12 protein-coding genes and 4 pseudogenes are annotated in these 18,408 nt (G+C 67.5%); 7 read left to right on the top strand and 9 right to left on the bottom strand.

The annotated features are described in order from the left end of the window. Positions 1 to 5: 5 nt before the first annotated feature. Positions 6 to 1,391, bottom strand: coding sequence for an NsdA family TPR-like regulatory protein (locus BN1555_RS26420; RefSeq protein WP_176710142.1), 1,386 nt, complete (start codon positions 1,389 to 1,391; stop codon positions 6 to 8). A gap of 211 nt (positions 1,392 to 1,602) precedes the next feature. On the opposite strand from BN1555_RS26420, the gene BN1555_RS26415 reads away from it, so the two are divergent. From BN1555_RS26415 to BN1555_RS26385, 7 genes are all read left to right on the top strand, one after another. Next, complete coding sequence (locus BN1555_RS26415; protein WP_093801703.1) at positions 1,603 to 3,123, top strand: radical SAM protein; 1,521 nt, start codon at positions 1,603 to 1,605, stop codon at positions 3,121 to 3,123. Further along, on the top strand, positions 3,107 to 3,817 hold the full coding sequence (locus BN1555_RS26410) for a maleate cis-trans isomerase family protein (RefSeq protein ID WP_093801702.1): 711 nt from the start codon (positions 3,107 to 3,109) through the stop codon (positions 3,815 to 3,817). The genes BN1555_RS26415 and BN1555_RS26410 overlap by 17 nt, the downstream gene beginning before the upstream one ends. Next, a complete protein-coding gene (locus BN1555_RS26405; RefSeq protein WP_093801701.1) occupies positions 3,814 to 4,638 on the top strand; it encodes a hypothetical protein in 825 nt (274 codons plus the stop codon). Before BN1555_RS26410 ends, BN1555_RS26405 begins: the two co-directional genes overlap by 4 nt. Positions 4,639 to 4,642: 4 nt before the next feature. Then, positions 4,643 to 5,473, top strand: a complete 831-nt coding sequence (locus tag BN1555_RS26400; protein ID WP_255306176.1) for a PfkB family carbohydrate kinase — start codon at positions 4,643 to 4,645, stop codon at positions 5,471 to 5,473. Positions 5,474 to 5,498: 25 nt separating this feature from the next. Beyond that, on the top strand, positions 5,499 to 6,452 hold the full coding sequence (locus tag BN1555_RS26395) for a nucleoside 2-deoxyribosyltransferase (protein WP_093801699.1): 954 nt from the start codon (positions 5,499 to 5,501) through the stop codon (positions 6,450 to 6,452). Then, positions 6,449 to 6,946, top strand: coding sequence for a nucleoside/nucleotide kinase family protein (locus BN1555_RS26390; protein ID WP_093801698.1), 498 nt, complete (start codon positions 6,449 to 6,451; stop codon positions 6,944 to 6,946). The genes BN1555_RS26395 and BN1555_RS26390 overlap by 4 nt, the downstream gene beginning before the upstream one ends. Before the next feature lie 81 nt (positions 6,947 to 7,027). After that, positions 7,028 to 7,333, top strand: coding sequence for a MazG nucleotide pyrophosphohydrolase domain-containing protein (locus tag BN1555_RS26385; RefSeq protein WP_093801697.1), 306 nt, complete (start codon positions 7,028 to 7,030; stop codon positions 7,331 to 7,333). A gap of 205 nt (positions 7,334 to 7,538) precedes the next feature. Here the strand turns inward: BN1555_RS26385 and ltrA are convergent, their stop codons facing one another. From ltrA to BN1555_RS26350, 8 genes and pseudogenes are all read right to left on the bottom strand, one after another. Next, positions 7,539 to 8,741, bottom strand: coding sequence for a group II intron reverse transcriptase/maturase (gene ltrA / locus BN1555_RS26380; RefSeq protein ID WP_176710141.1), 1,203 nt, complete (start codon positions 8,739 to 8,741; stop codon positions 7,539 to 7,541). A gap of 475 nt (positions 8,742 to 9,216) precedes the next feature. After that, positions 9,217 to 10,434, bottom strand: coding sequence for an IS256 family transposase (locus BN1555_RS26375; RefSeq protein ID WP_093801695.1), 1,218 nt, complete (start codon positions 10,432 to 10,434; stop codon positions 9,217 to 9,219). Between the two features lie 556 nt (positions 10,435 to 10,990). Beyond that, positions 10,991 to 11,209: pseudogene (locus BN1555_RS41355) on the bottom strand (transposase); the annotation flags it as partial. A 5-nt stretch (positions 11,210 to 11,214) separates the two neighbouring features. Further along, positions 11,215 to 12,831 carry an IS4 family transposase gene (locus tag BN1555_RS26365; RefSeq protein WP_093803659.1) on the bottom strand — a complete coding sequence of 539 codons (1,617 nt, stop codon included), beginning with the start codon at positions 12,829 to 12,831 and terminating at the stop codon, positions 11,215 to 11,217. A gap of 92 nt (positions 12,832 to 12,923) precedes the next feature. Next, positions 12,924 to 14,099 (bottom strand): annotated as a pseudogene (locus tag BN1555_RS26360) (NF041680 family putative transposase); the annotation flags it as partial. Between the two features lie 246 nt (positions 14,100 to 14,345). Then, positions 14,346 to 14,891 (bottom strand): annotated as a pseudogene (locus tag BN1555_RS40615) (oxygenase MpaB family protein); the annotation flags it as partial. Positions 14,892 to 14,978: 87 nt separating this feature from the next. After that, positions 14,979 to 15,452 (bottom strand): annotated as a pseudogene (locus tag BN1555_RS40610) (transposase family protein); the annotation flags it as partial. Between the two features lie 197 nt (positions 15,453 to 15,649). Then, positions 15,650 to 18,229, bottom strand: coding sequence for a GmrSD restriction endonuclease domain-containing protein (locus BN1555_RS26350; protein ID WP_093801693.1), 2,580 nt, complete (start codon positions 18,227 to 18,229; stop codon positions 15,650 to 15,652). Positions 18,230 to 18,408 lie beyond the last annotated feature (179 nt).

Genomic DNA, 18,408 nt, shown 5'->3' with positions numbered 1-18,408 from the left:
CGCCTTCAGGCGGCTGTGCCGAGTATCGGTCGGGCTTTCCGCTCGAAGTCGCGGACAACAGCTTCGCCTCGGTGAGGAGCAAGACGTGCACGGAAGTCGCGAAGCGCTTGGACAGACCGCTCGCTGTGGACTCCGGCGAGCAGGTCCACGGCGTTGCTCGCGGTGTCGACCGCCTCGTCCAGCCTGTTCTGCTGGAGGAACGCCGTCGCGAGCACCGAGCGGCTGATGGCCTGCCGACGACGACGGTCCCCGTTGGCCTCGACGGAAGCCAGGGCGAGGCGCTCGGCCTGCCCCGCTTCGCTGAGATCGCGATGGACCAGGGCGGCTTCGGCCTCCAGATAGTGGTGGTCCAGGAAGCGAACCCACGGCGATTCCTCGGCAGGGCCCCGGCTGGCCTCCAGGTCCCTGCTGGCCGCCAGAAGGGAGGCTGTCGCGCGCTGGGAATCGCCCAGGACGGCATACCCGCGGGCGGCCATGGCGTGCAAGCGCATGAGCCCGAGGGGGCTTCCCGTCGACTTGGCGGTCGCAATGCCCGCTCTCGCCAGCGAGACTCCTTCGGCGGGGTTGCCGAGGCTGGTGGCGAGGTGCGACATGCCGGCCAGGATCTGCCCGCCGAGTACGCGGTCGCCGCCCTCGGCGCACAGCCTCAACGCCTGGATCATGTAGCGCTCCGCGAGCCCGTACTCGGCTGAGTCGTACGAGCACCACCCAGCCGTAGCTGCCAACTTCGCAGCCGAGGTGTACAGGAGGCGGCGCTGGTGCTGGGGCAGGTTGCGCTGCTGCAGCTTGGGGGCGACTTCGGTGCTCAGATAGTGCACGATGCTCGCTCGGACTCCACCGCCGCCGAAGCGGTTGTCCATCTCGTCGAACATCTCGATCATCGCCTGGACCTGCTGCGCAGGGCCGCTGCTGGCAACTACAGCGAGCCGGGGGGCCTGGTCGTCTTCCAAGAGCCACAGCAGCCACTGCCGTTGGGGGTCCAGGAGAGCAGACGCGACATACGGCACCGCGCCGAGGAGACTGCGCCGCGAGATGTCGGTCGAACCAAGCTCCGCGAGCGTATGAAGTGTTTCACCCACATCTTCACGGTACGTCAAGGACCTTGAAACTACGGGTTTTTGGGACTGCTCAGCGAAGCCGATGTCCACGGGAGAAACAGAGCGGCCTAAGAACCCTGCCAAGGCAGCGGCGATGAACTCCGGGGCGCGGCCTCGCGGGGTCATCCCCTGTAGCCATCGGGTCACCGATGCCTTGTCGTAGCGGGAGACCTCGCCCTGCAACGCGCCCAGTTCGTTGACCTTGCGCGCCAAAGCGGCGTGCGAACAGCCGGCCTCCTCGAGCACAGCCGCGAATACGGCGTTGGCCTCACCGCTCGCCCTTGAACTGCCCATGTGCAGATGATGCCTTGTGGATCACCCTGCGTCCCAGCCTTCGGACACAGAGCCACGGAAATGCAACCCCTGTACAACCGAACAACCCCGTCACCCCCTCCTCCCGAACCCTGCCAGCACTGACACTGAGAGGGCTGTGGGGCCCACGGCCCTTCCCGGCGAGGACGCCGTTGGAACGCCGCCGGCGCCCTCAGCACGGGAGGGAGAACCAATGCAGCCTGTAGTGATCTTGGATTGCTTCACCGTCGAGCCGAGTGGCCTCGGCGTACCGCCCTACCTGTCGACCTACGTCCGAAACGCCTGGTCGGCGCTGCGGCAGGCTCGGCCGGAGGCTGACGTCCGGTACGTGACCATCGACGACGTCCGCTGGTGTCTGGCTGGCGGCAAGCCCACCATCGAACCGCCGCAGAGTGATCGGCTCACCTACTCCGCCACCGTCAACCGGGACGCCGCCGTTCAGCTCCTGCGGGACGCCGAGATCGTGATCGTCATCGCCGGAGACGCGGTTCCGTCCGTCCATCTGCACGCCCTGAACGGGTCGTTCGAGGAGATCGCTCGCGCGCTCGCCTGCACGCGAGGCCGCCGGTACCTGCTCGGCCCGCTGTCCGCCTACGCCCTGGCCGCCCCTGCGGAGTACGCCGGGTTGTTCGACGCCGTCCACACCCACACCGTGACGTCCGGCGACCTTCTGCTCGGCAGTCGACGCCCGGCCGACTACGCGCAGATGCGACGCGAACGCGAATCGTTCACCGGCCTCGTCGAGCAGATGCCCTGGCGTCCGATCGCCGAGCTGGAGCTGTACCGCGGCTGCACCCGACGCAGGTTCTGCGACTTCTGCAACGAGCCGACGAAGGCGCCCCTCGTCGCCTTCCGCGAGGTCGACGATGTCGTCGCCGAGGCGGCACAGCTCTACGCCGCCGGCGTCCGCAACTTCCGACTCGGCCAGCAGACCTGCTTCTTCTCCTACCGCAACCGGGACGAGGACGCGATCCGCGCCCTGCTCAGCGGCATCCGCGAGCACTGCCCCGAGCTGGAGGTGCTCCACATCGACAACGCCGATCCGTTGACCGTGGCCGCGCCCGTCGGCTTACGCATCGCCAAGCTGGTGGCGGACTTCTGCACCGAGGGCAACTGCGCGCCGATGGGCATCGAGAGCTTCGACCCGGCCGTCATCGAGCGCAACACCCTCACCTGCACGCCCGAAATCCTGGTGCGCGCCGTCGAGCACGTGAACACGGCGGGTGCCGCTCGCGGCCCCGGTGGTCTGCCGATGCTCCTCCCGGGCCTGAACCTGATCTACGGTCTCCCCGGGGAGACCCACGGGACCCACGTGGCGAACCTTCGCGGCCTGGCCGGGATTCTCGACGCTGGCCTGCTGTGCCACCGAACGAACGTGCGCCTGGCGAGGGCGTTCCCCGGCACCCCGCTCGCCGCACTCGGTGAGCGGGAGCCGCTGCCGTCGGCCGAGCACTTCGCGTCGTGGAAGGCGGACATCGACTTCACCTGGGATCAGCCGATGAAGGAGCGCGTCTATCCGACCGGTCTGCGAGTGCCCGGACTCCACTCCTACTTCATCAGCGAAGAGGGCACCTACTGGCGGCGGCTGGGCTCGTACTCCATTCAGGTCGTCGAGCGTGGCGCGGCGGTGCCGCTCGGTACCACCGGTGACCTGGTGGTCACCGGCCACTCGCCCCGCATGATCTTCGGAGAGCGCGTTGCGTCCGCTTCCTGACGGGACGCTCGCGACGCTGGCGGCCATGGACGCGGCGGCGGACCGCACTATCCGTGCGGGTCTGCTGCTGCCCTGGGCCAACGTCGCCGTGGAGACCGAGTTGTCCCGCCTCGGCCTGCGCCACACCGCCTTCCACCACGCACGGCTCGTGCCCGCGTCCCGGACGACGGCGATCGACGCCTCCTTCTGGCACGGGCTGCGCGAGGCATCGGCTCAGGCGCTGGACTCGTTGTCGCACGTCCCGCTCGACGTGGTGATGCTGGCATGCACGTCGGCGCACTTCACGGGCGGCCCGCCGCTGCCGAGCGGCATGTTCACCGCCTTCGACGCCCTCGTGCGGGCTCTGACCGAGGCGGCCGTGGCACGTGTGGTCCTCGTCACGCCTTACCCCGACCCGGTGACCGAAGCGGAAGCTGCGGCATTCACCGAGACCGGCGTGGAGATCCTGGCCCACGCGAGTCTGGGCCTGACCGACGGCTACCCCGAGGTCACCCCCGACCAGATCCTTGCCCTGGTGGAGCAGCTACCGCAAGCCGCCGTGGAAGCCTCCGGAGCGGTGGTCCTGTCGTGCACCGGGTGGCACACCCTGCCGGTGATCGACGAACTGGAGCACCGGTTCGGGAAGCCGGTGTTGTCGTCCAATCTCGCCATGGCGCTGCTGGCTGCCCGAGTTCCTGCTGGAGTCGGTTCATGACGGTCAAACGCGTGAAGCCGAAGCCGATCGAGGTCCGTCGTGTCCACCGGCTGGTTACTCGTGCCGCCGGCCTGCCGGACGTGCGGGCCGAAGTAGAGGCCAATCACGACGAGAACCGGTGGTGGCCGGCGACGATCAGTGACCCGCGGGTACGGATGCTCGCCGCCGGCTGGTCCACCCGGGTCTCCTACCGGATGGTGGAGACGTACGCCGGAGTGATCACATCGGCGGCTGCCCGTGGCTTCGACGACCTCATTGCGAGCACGGACGCCGAGCTGACCTCGCTGGTGCGCCCCATCGGCCTGCCGCAGGCCCGGATCGACTACGTGCGCTCCCTCGCCGAGCTGCTCCAGGGCTGGGAGAAGGAGGGGGTCGATCCGACGGCGGAGTCGGCGGATCTGGACGCCCTGGTCCTCGACTTCGCCATGCGAGTGCGGGGCGCGTCCTACAAGGTCGCTCAGTGCGCACTGCTCACCGCCCGCGGGTGCCACTGCGGCATCATCCCGGTGGATTCCGGCATGGTCACCAAGCTGGCACCCGTTCTGGGCATCACCCTGCCGTCGGGCGCCGTGGCGCACGAACGGATGCGGCATGTCCTCGAAGCGGTCGTTCACGCCCGCGCGGACGAGTTCCGCTCCCTGGTCACCGCCAACGAGTACCAGGTCACCATCCCAGAGGGGACGGAGCCGACGTGGTGGGTGCACCTCGTCTTGATCTATTTCAAACGCCTGTACCTCAACGGCCCCTCCCCGCAGCTCTGCCGCCGACGACCGGTCTGCACGAAGGTCGTCGGCTGCGCACACCCCACCCGGATTGCCTGACCCCTTGGGGGAGCACGTGGAACGGCTCGACGTGATCGGCAACATCAGCCGGGACCTGACGCGCTATCCCGACCATCGTGGTGGGGCGCGGCTCGGCGGCGCGGCCCTGTTCGTATCGCTGGCGGCGACGAAGGCCGGCCGCCGGGCGACCCCCGTCTGCGTCCTCGGGGACGATCTTGCCCACCTCCCCGGGGCACCGGGCCTGGATGCGCTCGACTGGTCGGCACGGCTCCAGGCGGAAGGCACGTCAACGACCTTCGACCTGGAGTACGACCTGCAAGGCGAACTGGTGGAGGCTCGCACGGACTACGGTGTGGCCGAGGCTCTGACCGAGCACGCGCTGGGGCACGTGAGCACGTACCCGCACGCCACCTTTCACGTCTGCTGCCGCCGCCCGCTGGATGTCGAGGCGGTACTCGGTCGACTCGCGGAAACCACGGCCCAGTTCAGCGTGGACTTCTTCCTGCCGAGCGCGGAGGCGATGATCCACGCTGCCGCACCCTGGCTGCCGGCGGCGACCACCCTGTTTGTCAACGCCGCTGAGTACCGGCTCCTGGACCAGGCGGTCGACTGCGACACGCTGTCGGAGGTGGTCGTCACCGACGGTCCCCGGGCCGCCGTGGTCCGCGCCTTCGGGCGTCAGGTCGCCTCTGCCGTTCCGCCGCCACATCCTGCGCACGAGGTCTCCGGCGCCGGCGACACCCTCGCCGGCACCTACCTGGCCCACCGCTCGCGCGGCACGACAACCGCCCGAGCCCTGGCCGAGGCGACAGCAGCCGCAGCCAGGTACGTCGCAGTACCGTCCCTTCCGATCCCCGCGCCCCGACACGGCTGACCTACCGACTGGGGGACCTCTTTCCGTGACCGTCTACATAGCCCACCGTCTCTTCGCCGCCCACGACCGCTCTCTCGCCGCCGACTTCGCCGATCGAATCGCCAGGAAGGTGGGCCCAGATCGCATCTTCCTGCCGTTCTGCGACACCGACGAGGAGGACCTCGTCGCCGAGGTCAAGGGACGCCGCCTGTTCGAGCTGGACCGCGAACGCCTCGGACGCCTCGACGCCATGGTCGCCGTCCTGCACGGCCCGAGCCTCGACGACGGGGTCTGCATGGAGATCGGGTACGCCGCCGCCTCCGGCGTTCCCGTCGTCGTGCTCACCACCGATTTCCAGACCTACTCGATGACCGAGGCCGGCACCCACCTCGAATTCCCCGACCCCCTCCTCCAGGCCGTGGCCACCCGCATCGTGCGCGTGGCCAAGCTCGGACCGCCGCCCCTGTCACCCGCCCCGGGTCAGTCGCGGTTCCAGGAATTTCAAGCACGTAACGTGGCCCAGACGAACACGGCCCTCGACGCGGCCGTCGACGCCGTGCTCGACCTTCCGGGTCGTGCTCCCCTCCCTGCAGGCTCGCCTTCGGCCATAGGTACGCCTGTGTACGTCGAGGCGTCGCCGTACACGGCATGGGACCGAGACCACCTGGCCGAAGCCTGTGCGGACGCCGGCCACACCGTGGTGGTGCCCCAGCGCTTCACGGCGTCGGACCCGATCACGGGGGCCTTGGCCGACCTGGCTGCGGTTCGTTCGGCTTCCCGACTGCTGGCCGACGTCTCTGGCCCCGAGACACCACCGGGCGCCGCCCTGCTCATCGGCGCGGCCCTGGCCAGCGGCGTACGGACCGCGGCCTTCCAGCCGCGCCCGACACTCACGCACGCTCACGGCCGCGAGCCCAACTGGCGGAACCTCATGATCCAGTACGCCGTCGATGCTCACCTCGACAACGAAGAAGCCGTCTTGTCCTGGCTGGCCGCATGAACCCCGACGAGATCGCCGGCTATCAGACCGTGGTCCTGGAGGGTTGCGACGGAGTCGGCAAGAGCACGCTCGGCGAGCGTCTGTCGACACACCACGGCTTCACCATGGTCCATTCTCCAAGGACTCCCGACCATCTCGACCTGGCCAGTCGTTACAGGACCATCCTCGCCGGGGACGGAAAGATCCTCTTCGACCGGTGCTTCATCAGCGAGCTGGTGTATGGCCCGCTTCACCGGGGCCGTTCCCGGATCAACTGGTCCCAGGCGATCGACCTGGCCGAGAGCGTCATCAAACGCTCCGGCGTGCTCGTCCACCTGACCGCACCCCCCACCGTCATCCACAAGCGGCTCCTGTCACGCGATGGCGAGGCGATCAGCCTGGAGGAAATCGCCGAACTGGTGACGGGTTACGACAGGGTCTTCTCCACCCTCGCGGACTACACCCATGTACTCAAGCTCGACACCTCGCTCCTTGAGCTCCCCTCGGCAGGGTGACGGCTCGCCGAAGCCGACCCGATCGACACACCGCTCCCGCTACGCTTCTAGGGCACCTGCTGTACCGCCGCTGGAGGAGCCTTGGACATCGGAGACGCCCAGAAGCTCGCCTGGGAGAACAAGGAACTCAAGGGGTTCAACACCACCGATGTGGCCCTGGAGTTCGGCCTTCTGAACGCTGAGGTGGGTGAAGCCTTCACTGCTTGGCGCAAGGGGCTGCCAGACCTCGGGGAGGAACTGGCCGACGTCTTCCTCTACCTGGCAGCCCTGGCGCAGATGAATGATGTGGACCTGGGCTCCGAGGTCGCCCGGAAGATCGAGAAGAACGCGGGCCGTACGTATGGACGGAACGATCATGGCGCGCTCATCCGGACGAGCGCCTCGTAGGTAATCCCGCTGACCGGCCCGTACAAGGGCTGAAGGCGAAGGCCCCCGACACCTGTCGGGGGCCTTCGTCGTGCAGGTCGAAGTGAAGGACTCTGTCGCCTCTAAGTAGGGTCGGGGACTGGCGCGGTGGCTTCCGCTCCGTTTCCAGTCCCCGCCGCTTCAAACCGTGCATGCAGTTCTCCCGCACACGGCTTTCCGACATCGTTCACCGACTGGCATGCGCCGTCGTCCTGCGTACGTTTCCGGTGAGGCGATAGACCCCGAGCCGGGTGATCCACTCATAGGTGTAGCGAGTGGCCCAATTCCGGCCCGCTCGGCCGTGTTTCCGGCTGGTGAGGATCGCCAGCCGTTCATGGACGTAGCCGTCGACAGCGTTGAACTTCCGTCCGGAGTTCCCGTTGCGGAAGTACGCGGCCCAGCCCCGCAGGACCGGGTTGAGGTCGGCGACCACAGCGGACACGGGCCGTTCGGTTTTCGAGCGGCCGGTGGCTGTGCGGATCTTCTCCCGCAGCACCCGGATCGCTCTGGCCGAAGGCCAGCGCTGCAAGTAGAACCTGCCCCGCCATTTCCACGACTCGACTTTCCGGTGGTGGAATCCGAGGAAATCAAAGCCCTGCCCGCCCCGGGTGAGGCAGGTGATGCCGGACTTCTCCGGATGCAATCGCATCCCCAGCCGTCCGAGCACCCGAGCCGCCAATTCCCGGGTGTGTTCCGCCCGTTGTTTGGTCGGCGACAGGACAACGAAGTCATCGCAGTACCTCACCAGCACTCCCAGCCGGCTGCCCTCGTCCTGCCACGCCTCGTCGAGAACGTGCAGAGCGATATTCGCCAGCAGTGGGGAGATGGGTGAGCCCTGCGGGGTTCCCGCCCCGGTCGGAGAGGTCGCCCCGCCCTCCAAAACTCCCATCCGCAGCCAGGCCCGGATTAGCTTCAGCATCGATCGATCCACTACATGCCGGGCCATTCGGGCCATCAGCGCGTCGTGATCGATCGTCCCGAAGCAGTCCCGGATATCGGCCTCGAACACCCATTCCCGCCGCTGGTTCGCGGCCACGCGCACAGCCTCGCACGCGTCGATCGCGGACCGCTTGGGCCGGAATCCGTAGCTCGCCCCGGTGAACTGGGCCTCGAAGACCGGTTCCAGGACCAGCTTCGCTGCCGACATCACCACCCGGTCCGCCACTGTGGGAATCGACAGCGGCCGCAACTCCCCCGGCCGCCCCGGTTTGGGAATCTGGACCCGCCGCAACACCGACGGACGATACACATGCGTCCGCAGTTTCTCCGACAGGTCCTGGAGGAACACATCCACCCCCGAGGACGCCACCGCGTCGACGGTCACGCCGTCCACGCCAGGGGCTCCCCGGTTCGCACACACACCGGCCCACGCCCGCCGAAGAACGTCCATGCGGTGGACATGGCTATACAGGGCATGAAACCGGCGTTCAGGTTCTTGCTTGGCACAGCGGTAAAGCGTCCGCTGCAAGGCTCGGACCTTGTCCAGAGGACGACGGCCCGGTCCTGTAGCCCTTTCCTCCCGGCGGATGGAATTAGCCGATACGGCACTCATCCGGGTCCCTCCCTGTTCGCGATCCGCATCGATGAAGCAGGGGCCCTTCGCTCCCGGCGGGTTGTGTTGTCCCGTCGATCACCACTACTACGACCCCCTCCGACTGCCTCTCGGCAACCCGCCATTTCCCGGTTCTGCCGGTTATAGGCGAGCCACGCTTCCCGGGCCGCAAACCCGGGGCCGAGGAGGCTCTCTCCAGTTCCCAGGACAACCTTCCAACCATTCCACGCCCCTTACGCCGGGAGGTTCCTCGGCGACCGCTCCAGGTTCTGGATCGCCTTCCGGGTCGTGTCCCGTGGTGTGGTGTAGCTGATCATTCGGCAGTGCCGGGCAGGCAGGTGGTGTTGTCCGGATAGAGGCTGTCCATGCTCTCGATGGAGAGATAGCGGCGGGGGAAGGCGATCCACTCGTCGTGGAGTTCGACGAGGACGGCGGTGGCGAGCCGGTCGACGGCGCCGGTGTTCGGGAAGACCTGGACGACGTCGGAACGGCGCTTGATCTCCCGGTTCAGCCGCTCGAGCGGGTTGGTCGACTGGATCTTCTTCCAGTGCTGGTGGGGGAAGTCCGCGAACGCGGTCAGGTCCTCCTTCGCGTCGAGAAGCATCTCTTTGACCTTGGGGAACTGCTGGCCGAGCATGTCCGAGACAGTGTCGAGGTGGGCCCGGACCGCTTCGGCGGTGGGCTGGGCGAAGAGCGTGCGGATCGTCGCGGCGACCATCTCCGCGGCTCCCTTCGGGATCACCGAGAAGACGTTGCGGACGAAGTGGACACGACAGCGCTGCCAGGCGGCGCCGAGCATGACCTTGCGGATGGCCTTGACCAGGCCGCTGTGGCTGTCGGAGATGACGAGACGGACACCGGTCAGGCCGCGTTCCCGTAACGAGCGCAGGAACTCGGTCCAGAACGCTTCGGTTTCGCTGTCGCCGACCATGACGCCCAGGACCTCACGGCCGCCGTCCTCGGTGACGCCGGTGGCGATGACGACGGCCTGGGAGACGATCTGGTGGTTCACGCGCGCCTTGACGTAGGTGGCATCGAGATAGACATAGGGGAAGCGGGTGTGATCCAGCGGCCGGGTGCGGAACGCGTCGAGCTGTTCGTCGAGGTCCGCGCAGATCCGGGACACCTCGCTCTTCGATATGCCGGTGTCCGAGCCGAGGGCTTTGACCAGGTCGTCGACCGAGCGGGTGGAGACGCCGTGGACGTATGCCTCCATGACGACCGCGTAGAGGGCCTGGTCGATCCGGCGCCGACGCTCGAGCAGGCTCGGGAAGAAGCTGCCGGCCCGCAGTTTCGGGATCGCGAGCTCCAGGTCGCCGGCCTGCGTGGTCACGGTCTTCTCCCGGTGCCCGTTGCGCCAGGTAGTGCGGGTGTCGGTCCTCTCGCCCCACTCCGCACCGATCCGGGCGGTGGCCTCGGCCTCGATCAGTTCCTGCAGCAGCCGCTCAGCGACCTCGCGGACGAGTTCAAGACCATCTGCCGAACGTAGTGACTCAAGCAGGCGAAGTAGGTCATGCTGGGACAAGGCCACCGGGCACCCCCTTGGAGCGAACTGGCAGTTCACCAAGGACAGTTGCACGGTGGCCTGCCCCGTTCTCAGGGAGCGTTCACAGGCAGTCGATGCACGCGAGGGCACGGAAACGGCGCACTTCCCAGCCAAGATCCGTTACACCACTCCGCGGGACGCCATCGCCTTCCGTGGCCTTCGCCCTTCAAGCACAGGCTCGGCTCCTCCTTGGCCCGCCTGCGGGCGGGGGTTAAATGACGACGCTGCAGGCTTCACTTCATGTTGCGGACTGGTCGGTTGCACGCCCCCGAAGGGCGCTTGTCACTCCACTTCGACGCCACCATTTCGAGTGACGCCGGGAGTCAGCTACCGGGGACCCTGGCGTCTCCCCGGACCGGACTTACACCGGCTGGCTATCCTGAGCTTGACGACCGGTTACATCACTTGCATCCCTTCTGAGCTGCGATGACGCCCGGACTGCTGGACGTACGCTTGACGTTTATCCAGCTCTGCTGCTTGTAATGGTTGCCGCGAGGTCCGGTTGGCCCTGTTTCCCTACGGTGCGTTCGCGTGCACGGTGCTTGTTCTTCACGCCGATTGGCCGGCCTGGGCCTGCCGTGCTGGGTTTCGGTGCACCGGCTGGTTGGGGGGCCTTGCCGTGGAGGCGGCGAAATCCTCGGCGGACCCGTGCAGGGGTGAGACGTCCTTGGCGTGCGGGCCGCTCCCAGGGTCTGCGAAGGTCCTCGGCAAGGGGCCGGGCCAGGCGGAGCTGGGTGTGGGCGGCGATGACCCAATGCCACGAAGTTAGGGGCTAGGAGATGGTGTCAAGGTGTCGGGCAGCGTGATCTTGTAGGTGTTCGGTGCGGTGCGGGTCAGCAGGCTGTTGCGAGTCCAGAGGCAGAGCTGGGAGGTGAGGTTCTTGCGGGCCCGAGGCACTGTGAGTCCCATGTGGTCGGCCAGATCGCGAGCGTGCAGGGGTTGGTTGGCGCGCGCGGTGAAGATCTGGCAGAGCTGTTCCCAGGGACTGGACGGCTTGCGAGCCGGGTCCAGTGACGTTGGGAGAGCAGGGGCACGGATGGTGATGTCGATGGCAGTGATAGGGCTGCTGTCGCGGGGTCGGTGATCCTGATTCCAGGTGTGGTAGCGGGAGATACCGCGCTTCGCCACGCGGGCGGAGGTCCGCGGACGACGTTTGGGAAGCATGGTGTGCAAGAGCCGGGTTCCGATGTGTCCGACCAGGTCGGCCTGGGTGCCGGGGCTGTGGGCCGCCATGGGGCCAGCGATGATGGCGACGGTGTCGCGTGCGGCCTCCAGAGCGATGATGAAGGAGGCTCGGTCCGGATCAGTGCAGGACCGGGTCTCCACAGCCGTGACCATGACCGATCGCAGGGCTTGGTAGAGGGCGAGCAGTCCCCATAGTTCCTGTGTGAGACCGGCGGGATCCTTCGAACGCAGAACGCGGCCCTTGAGGAGCGTGTGACGCAGCGCCAGGTAGGCACACTCGATCTCCCAGCGCTCGTGGTAGAGGCGGACGAGCTGATGGGCGGGGTCGGTGCGGTGGTCAGTGAGCGTGGTCAACAGCCGGTAGGTCTCGCCGAAGGTACTGCCGTCGGCGGCACGTGTGCGGATCTCGGCTTCGATGACGCGCAGGACGAGGCCAGCGACACGCGTGAGGTAAGAACCGTCTGGCAGCAGGGTTAGTACGGGAGGGTGCCGGCGGCTCGTGCAGCGCACCAGGAACTGCGCGCCTTGGCGTGCGACCTGGCTGAGCAGATCGTTGGTGTGGAAGGCACGGTCCGCAAGGAGCAGCATGTCCGGGGTCAGATCCGGTACCAGCTGTTGCGCGTAATACGTTTCGCCCCTGGCCACCGGCCCGAAGGCTGCCGCGATGAGGCCGCGAGTGCCGGTCTCGCACAGCGTCATCAGCATCAGTCTGGGGTACCCGGCTTCGCCGAGGCGGCTGGCGGGGCGGCCCAGCCAGCACCAGTTCCGTTCATGGCTGGGGACGATCAGGCTGCTGCACCCGTCGAAGGCGACTGTTCGCCAGCGTCGGTAACTCACCCCGGGAGTGGACGGCTGGGCCAGCGGCCCTGCCAGCACCTCGAACAGTCTCCGGGCCGGGGCGGAGCCGATCCGTCGGCGCAGGTCACGAAGTGCTTTCTCGGAGGGTTCAGCCACCGGTCCTGCCAGCCCCGCGACGAGCTTTGTCCATACAAGTCGGGCGCCGAGATGTTCGAACAGTCCCAAAGCCAGAACGAAATACACTCCGACTCTGGAGGGCAGACACCGCAGCCTGCGTTCCCGTGCTCCGGTCTCCTCCAGAACCGCGTCAACCAGCTCCGAGGGCACGACCTGCGTTAACTCACCGATGTGACCAGGCGCGAACACGTCAATAGTTCCGCCCGTGACAGACTTGGCCACTGGGCCTCTGCTTTCTCAGGAAGATCTTGGTCGATCCCCTGGATAGCAGAGGCTTCACTGAATCTCACCCGCCTTGACATCCCCGCTGAGCTCTTAACTTCGTGGCATTGGGCGATGACCAGCCAGGTCCAGCGGTCGGCGGCGGCCGGCTCGCGGAGTTTGGGAGTCGTCCAGCCCAGCGTCTGCTTGAACATCCTGAAGGTGTGTTCCAGGTCGAATCTGCGCAGAAAGGCTTGCCAGAGCCGGTCGACGTCCCCGGCGGTGGCATCGATGGCCGACCACCACAGCCAGATCGGCCGGGGGTCGCGGTCGCCGCGAAGGTGGTCGACCTGTAGACGGATGACGGTGCCTTCGATGATCGGCAACTCGCCTGTGGGATGGTCGGCCCAGGCCGAGCGCCGGGTCAGCAGTGGATGCAGTCGGTCCCACGCCGCGGCGACGGCCTGCCCGTAGTGAGTGGTGTCGGTCACCGTGGTGATGGACGGGACCGGCCAGGTGGCCGGATCCTCGAAGGTGAACTCTGCCCCGTGCTTGGGTTTGCGACCGCGCTTGCCCGCCGGCTGGGGCGGAGGCGGAAAGTACAGGACGCGGTCTGAACGCATCCGGCCCAGTAACTCCACGGGCAGGTCCGCGAGCAGGAAGGCCAGGCGGGTCACGTCGTAGCCGGCGTCAAAGACGACCACAACGGGCGGGTCGCCGATCCGCCACTGGCCTGCCACATACAACCGTTGGAACACCTCTCGGACCTGGTCGGCGGTGGCGGCGATCGCGTCGTCCCAGGGCCGCAGCCGGAGCACGTCCAGCACAGCCGTCCACGAGGTGCGGCCCGGCTCCACAGCGGCAACGAAGGAGTAGGGCCAACCGGGGATCATCTGGGCCGAGCTTCTGCCTCGTCCGTATGTGTGGCAGAACATCCGGTCCGGGCTGGTATTCGCGTCCGGCCGCAGCCAGTTGCTCACATCGACCGCCAGGACCAGCCGCCCCGACGCCGTGCGGGGAAGCGGCAGCCCTGCCAGCGTCCTGCGCAGCCGTGCCACATCCAGATTCCCGCAGTTCAGGCCGCCGTACAAGGCGCCATGCCCACGCCGGTGCTCAGGCTCCAACAACAGCTCGACCAACGTCCTCACCGGACCATCCGCGCACAACAAGGCATCACTGAGCTCGAACAGTGCATCGCCCCGCCTGACCAGACAGGCGTAGAGCTCCGTCCGGAAGCGTGACAGTTCGGCAAACGCATCCCGCGGGGCGCCGCGTTGCAGCAGACTCATAGCTACGGCCTTCGTGTTGATCCCATGCCTCTGTGACGGAGCACAGGATCAGGCGAAGGCCGCTCTTACGTCCGGAACTTAGGCAAACCCATCAGCAAGTTCGAGGCCGTGTTCGACGACAGACCATAAACGTCAAGCTAAGCGGTGTCCCATAAACGCGGTGGCCGCCGCGTCGGCCAAGGAGGTGCCGGCCGCTGCCATGGGTACGTGTCTCAGCAGGCGAAGACGAATGCCGGCGGGAGGTGGTTACCGGTGCCCGTAGAGGTGCAGCGGCATCGTCAGGTGGGCCTTCTTGCCGTCGTTCATGGCACGGCCAACCATGTCGGTCGCGATCCGCGTCATCGTCACCGACGGTGTCGGAAGCCCGCCGGCCTGGGTCCCGGTGAAGAAACCCTTGACGGCCAGCGGCACCACCGCGTCCCACGAGGAGCGGTCGAGGCCGAAGGCATCGGCATCCGTGTCCCCGATCATGTAGCGCACCAGGGCCGTCGCGGGGGGAACGGTTGTCTCCTTCGGGCCGGCCAGGGAGGCGAAATACTCGATCGTCGCCTTCACGTACGTCGCTGACTTCGGCGTCACTCGCGCGTACAGCGCGTCCACTGCCGCAGCCCGCGTACGGGCCGCCTCCACGGTCTCGGGCATGCTGTCGTCCGGCATCCCCAGCAGATGCCCCCACACCCGCCACATGTGCAGGCAGTCCGCCGCTTGCTGCTCAGTGGGGTGCACGTTGAGCCGGTAGAGGTGGTCGGCCAGGTAGCTGCTGAAGAGGTTCCACTCCGCGAACATGCCCAGCTGGCTCAGTGGCGCCCCCCCACTTGGCCGTGTCCCAGTTCCCTTCCGTCTGCAGGAGATGGCGCACCGCGGAGTGCGCGATGCGGATCTGTGCTGGGTTCGGGCAGCGGTCAGGTCGTGGGTGCGGCCGGGCAGCGCGGGTGAGATCCACAGCAGCTTGCCTGCGGGGCCGGCGATGACCTGCACGTTCACGCCGTGGCGACGGTGCTTCTGCGAGAAGTCGCTCCGGCTGTCGCCGACCCGGTCGCACTCGGCGAGCGTCCCGTCGAGCAGGACGTGATCAGGATCAGTCTCGCGTAGGACACGCAGCAGGCCGGACGCCCGTCGGGACAGGCGATCGACGACGGCCGTGACGTAGGCGTGGGCGGTGCCGACGGATATGCCGAAGCCGACGGCGATCTGCGCGAGCGTGTCGTGGCGGCGCAGGTAGACCAGGCCGACGAGAGCGCGCTGGTGGGGCGGTAGCTTGCAGCGTCGGTCACCCTCACGGGTGACGATGAGCATGGATACCCACTCAACCAGGGCGTGCGGCAGGTCGAGTGCGGCAGGGCGGGGAACCAACGAGGCTCCTGTGTTGAGGAGTTGGGATGTCGAACACCTCTCTCAACGGCACGGGAGCCTCGTGCGTTGCGGAACACTGGCCCGTCACCCGATCAGTGGCCACTCTGAAAGAGCTCAGTGGCAGAGTTCCGCATCTCAGCCTGAATACTCGACACCTCAATATGCGAGTCCACCAGTCCCGGGGCCGGAGTCGGAGCTCAGGACATGTCCCGGCCGATCCATCGGTCCCGGAACCAGGTCAGGGTCTCGGCCAGCGCGTCGCGGTTCCCGTCCTTCTCCAGCAAGGCCAACCGGAAGTTGGGACGCAAGTCCAGCTTCCCCTCCGGGATGTCGACGCCGTCCAAGCCGTTGACGCGGCCGAGGAGCTCCGCACGCAGCGGACGATCGGTGAAGGGCTCGCGGGTGGCGAGGTACTGGAAGACCACCTCCGCCAAACCACCGCGTCCACCGCCGGGGTAGAGCACCAGCGGCCAGATCCCAGCGCCGGGGAGACCTGCCGCACCCAGCATCAGGAAGGCGCTGGTAGTGACGTGGCCGGCCCCATAGCCGACCCAGCCGCCCAGCTCCTCCCACCGGGCGAGAAGAGTACGCACCGCGCCCACAGTCTCGGGGGTGTCGTCCGCGGCAAGCTGGCGGAAGAACCGCTCGGCCCGGGTCTCCCCCTCTGGCTCCGCTCCATCGCGCCCCGCCGCCACCACGCCCTCCGAGGACTCCTCCTGGTCGGGATCGGCCAGCAGCAGTGCCAGGTCGGTACTGGTCAAGCGTTGTGCGGGGTCGGCTGCCCCGGTCTGGGTGAAGTGGATGCCGTCGGCGCTCAGTCGCGCCCGTACGTCCTCACCCTCCGGCTGCGGGCCAGCCCAGCGGAAGCCGTCGGCGATCCGGCCCTCCGCATTGAGGACGCGGTAGGCCTGCACGACGCCCGCGGTCTGGGCAAGGTGGTTGCCCACCGCCTGGGCGCCGGAGCCGATGTACGCGGCGAGGTCACCGTACGAGGTCCAGGTGCCGTGCGGCAGGGCGGCGAGGACCTGGTGGACGAGCTGCCAGTCGCGGCTCCGCTCGGCCCGGCCCACCCCGCGCAGCGGGGACGGCCAGAGCGCGAGCGCCCGCTCGGCCAACTCGTCGGCACGCGCGCCGATCTCGCGGGCGCCCCAGCGGTCGGTGGCGGCGATGCGGCGGTTCATCTCCAGGTGGCTGCTGTGCAGCAGGTCCTGCTTGCGGTCGAAGGGGTGGTTGGAGAGTTCGGAGTTCTGGGCGGTGAGGGTCAGGTTGCCCAGGGTGTGCTGGAGTCGGGCGTGCACGTCCTGCGGGGTCTCGCCGTCGGTGGCGTCCTCGGCGAGAACTTGGAGCCAGTCGTCGCCCGCCGACTGCGGCAGGACGTGCTCGATGGTGAGTTTCGCGGCGGCGAAGTCCACGGGCTCGGGGTGGTCGTAGCTCTCCTCCAGCCGCTGGAGGACCAGTTTGCGTTGCTCCGGCCGGCCGTACAGGTAGAAGGGCACGGTCCTGAACTTCTCGCGCAGTTCGTCGTCGTCGGGCCAGTAGCGGTTGCTGGCGGAGAGGAGCTGGCGCAGACCGTCGGCGACGGGGACGTCCAGCGGAAGCTGGGCGGGAACCGACTGGAAGATCCGGTTGAGGTTGTTTGGCGGTACGCGGCACACGGTGCGGCGTACCAGGAAGCTCTCGATGTACGACAGGGCGCGGGCCGTCTCCGCCGAGTCGGTCTCTCCACGTTCGCGACGGTCGAGCAGCAGCATCAGCGCCGGGTACGTAGCCGCGGCCTCCCAGGCGTCGAGTCGGCGAAGGTGGGCACGGACAGCCGGATCGCCCTCCTCATCGGGGCGAACCACCTTGCGGAAGTGCATGGACCGCCGGTGCAGTTCCTTCACGTACGCCTCGATGTCCGCCTCTCTGACCTCGGTCTGCTCGAAGCGGTGTTGCTGAGCCGCGTACAGGTCCTGGCGGCGGACCCGGTCGTCGCCGTCAAGCACGAGCTGCAGCCACATGAGCTGTTCGAGCTCTTTGTTGCTCAGGCTGGCCTGGAGCGGCAGCCAGTACGTCTCGTATACCAGTTCGCCACGGGTCGGCAGCCGCATGAAGAGGTAGTTGCGCAGCAGGTCGGCCTGGCTGAGCTTGAGGCCGGTGTTGTTGAGGGACTCGAAGATGCGGTGGACGTTGTCACCGGCCTCGGCGGTCACCGCGACCAGGGTGAGCCGGGAGGTGATCGCCTGCTCGATCCGGAGGACGTCCTGCGGGTCGACGGGGCCCTCCGCCTCGACGAGCTTGCGGCGGAAGAAGCGGTAGGCGACCGACACGTTGTTCCCCGCCGCCTGCCCCTCGTGGGTGCCGCGGATGTGCGCGGCGTAGTGCGGCCGGTCGGCCTGGGTGGGCAGGAGGCGGAACCGGTCGTTCTCGTTCTTCCGCTTGTTGATCAGGTATTCCTCGTCGATCCGCTCGGCCTCGTCCGGCCGGCTCTGGGCGAGGTGGTCCCGGATGGCGGCGAGTGCGAGGGAGATCGTGGTCAGCCGCTGCTGGCCGTCGACCACCAGCCAGCGAGGGAACGTCGCCTCGTTTTGCGGGGACGGGGCAAGCACCACGGAGCCGAGGAAGTGCGCGCTCGCTTTCTCCCCGGTCTCCAGCAGGTCCACCTGATCGAGGATGTCGCTCCACAGCTGAGCCAACTGCTTCTCTGTCCAGGAGTACGTCCGCTGGTAGAGCGGCACCTGGAACTGTTGAGCCCGCCCCTGCACGAGGTCGGCGAACAGCGTCTCTTTGGCCTGCACAGTGGTACCCGCTCCCCTTGAATTCCCTCGACCCCACACCCATACGCCCCGCACAGTGGTGCCTGGAAGACCGACAATAGGGCGTGCCACCAACGCTCTTCCGCAAAACGATCGAGATCGGGCAACGAGACGTGGGAGCGGCGACGAACAGGACTCGGGCGTCGTGGTCGCGCGATAGG

Source organism: Streptomyces sp. Wb2n-11, assembly GCF_001049855.1.
GTDB lineage: Bacteria > Actinomycetota > Actinomycetes > Streptomycetales > Streptomycetaceae > Streptomyces > Streptomyces altiplanensis.
This window is presented reverse-complemented; position numbering and strand designations above follow the sequence as displayed.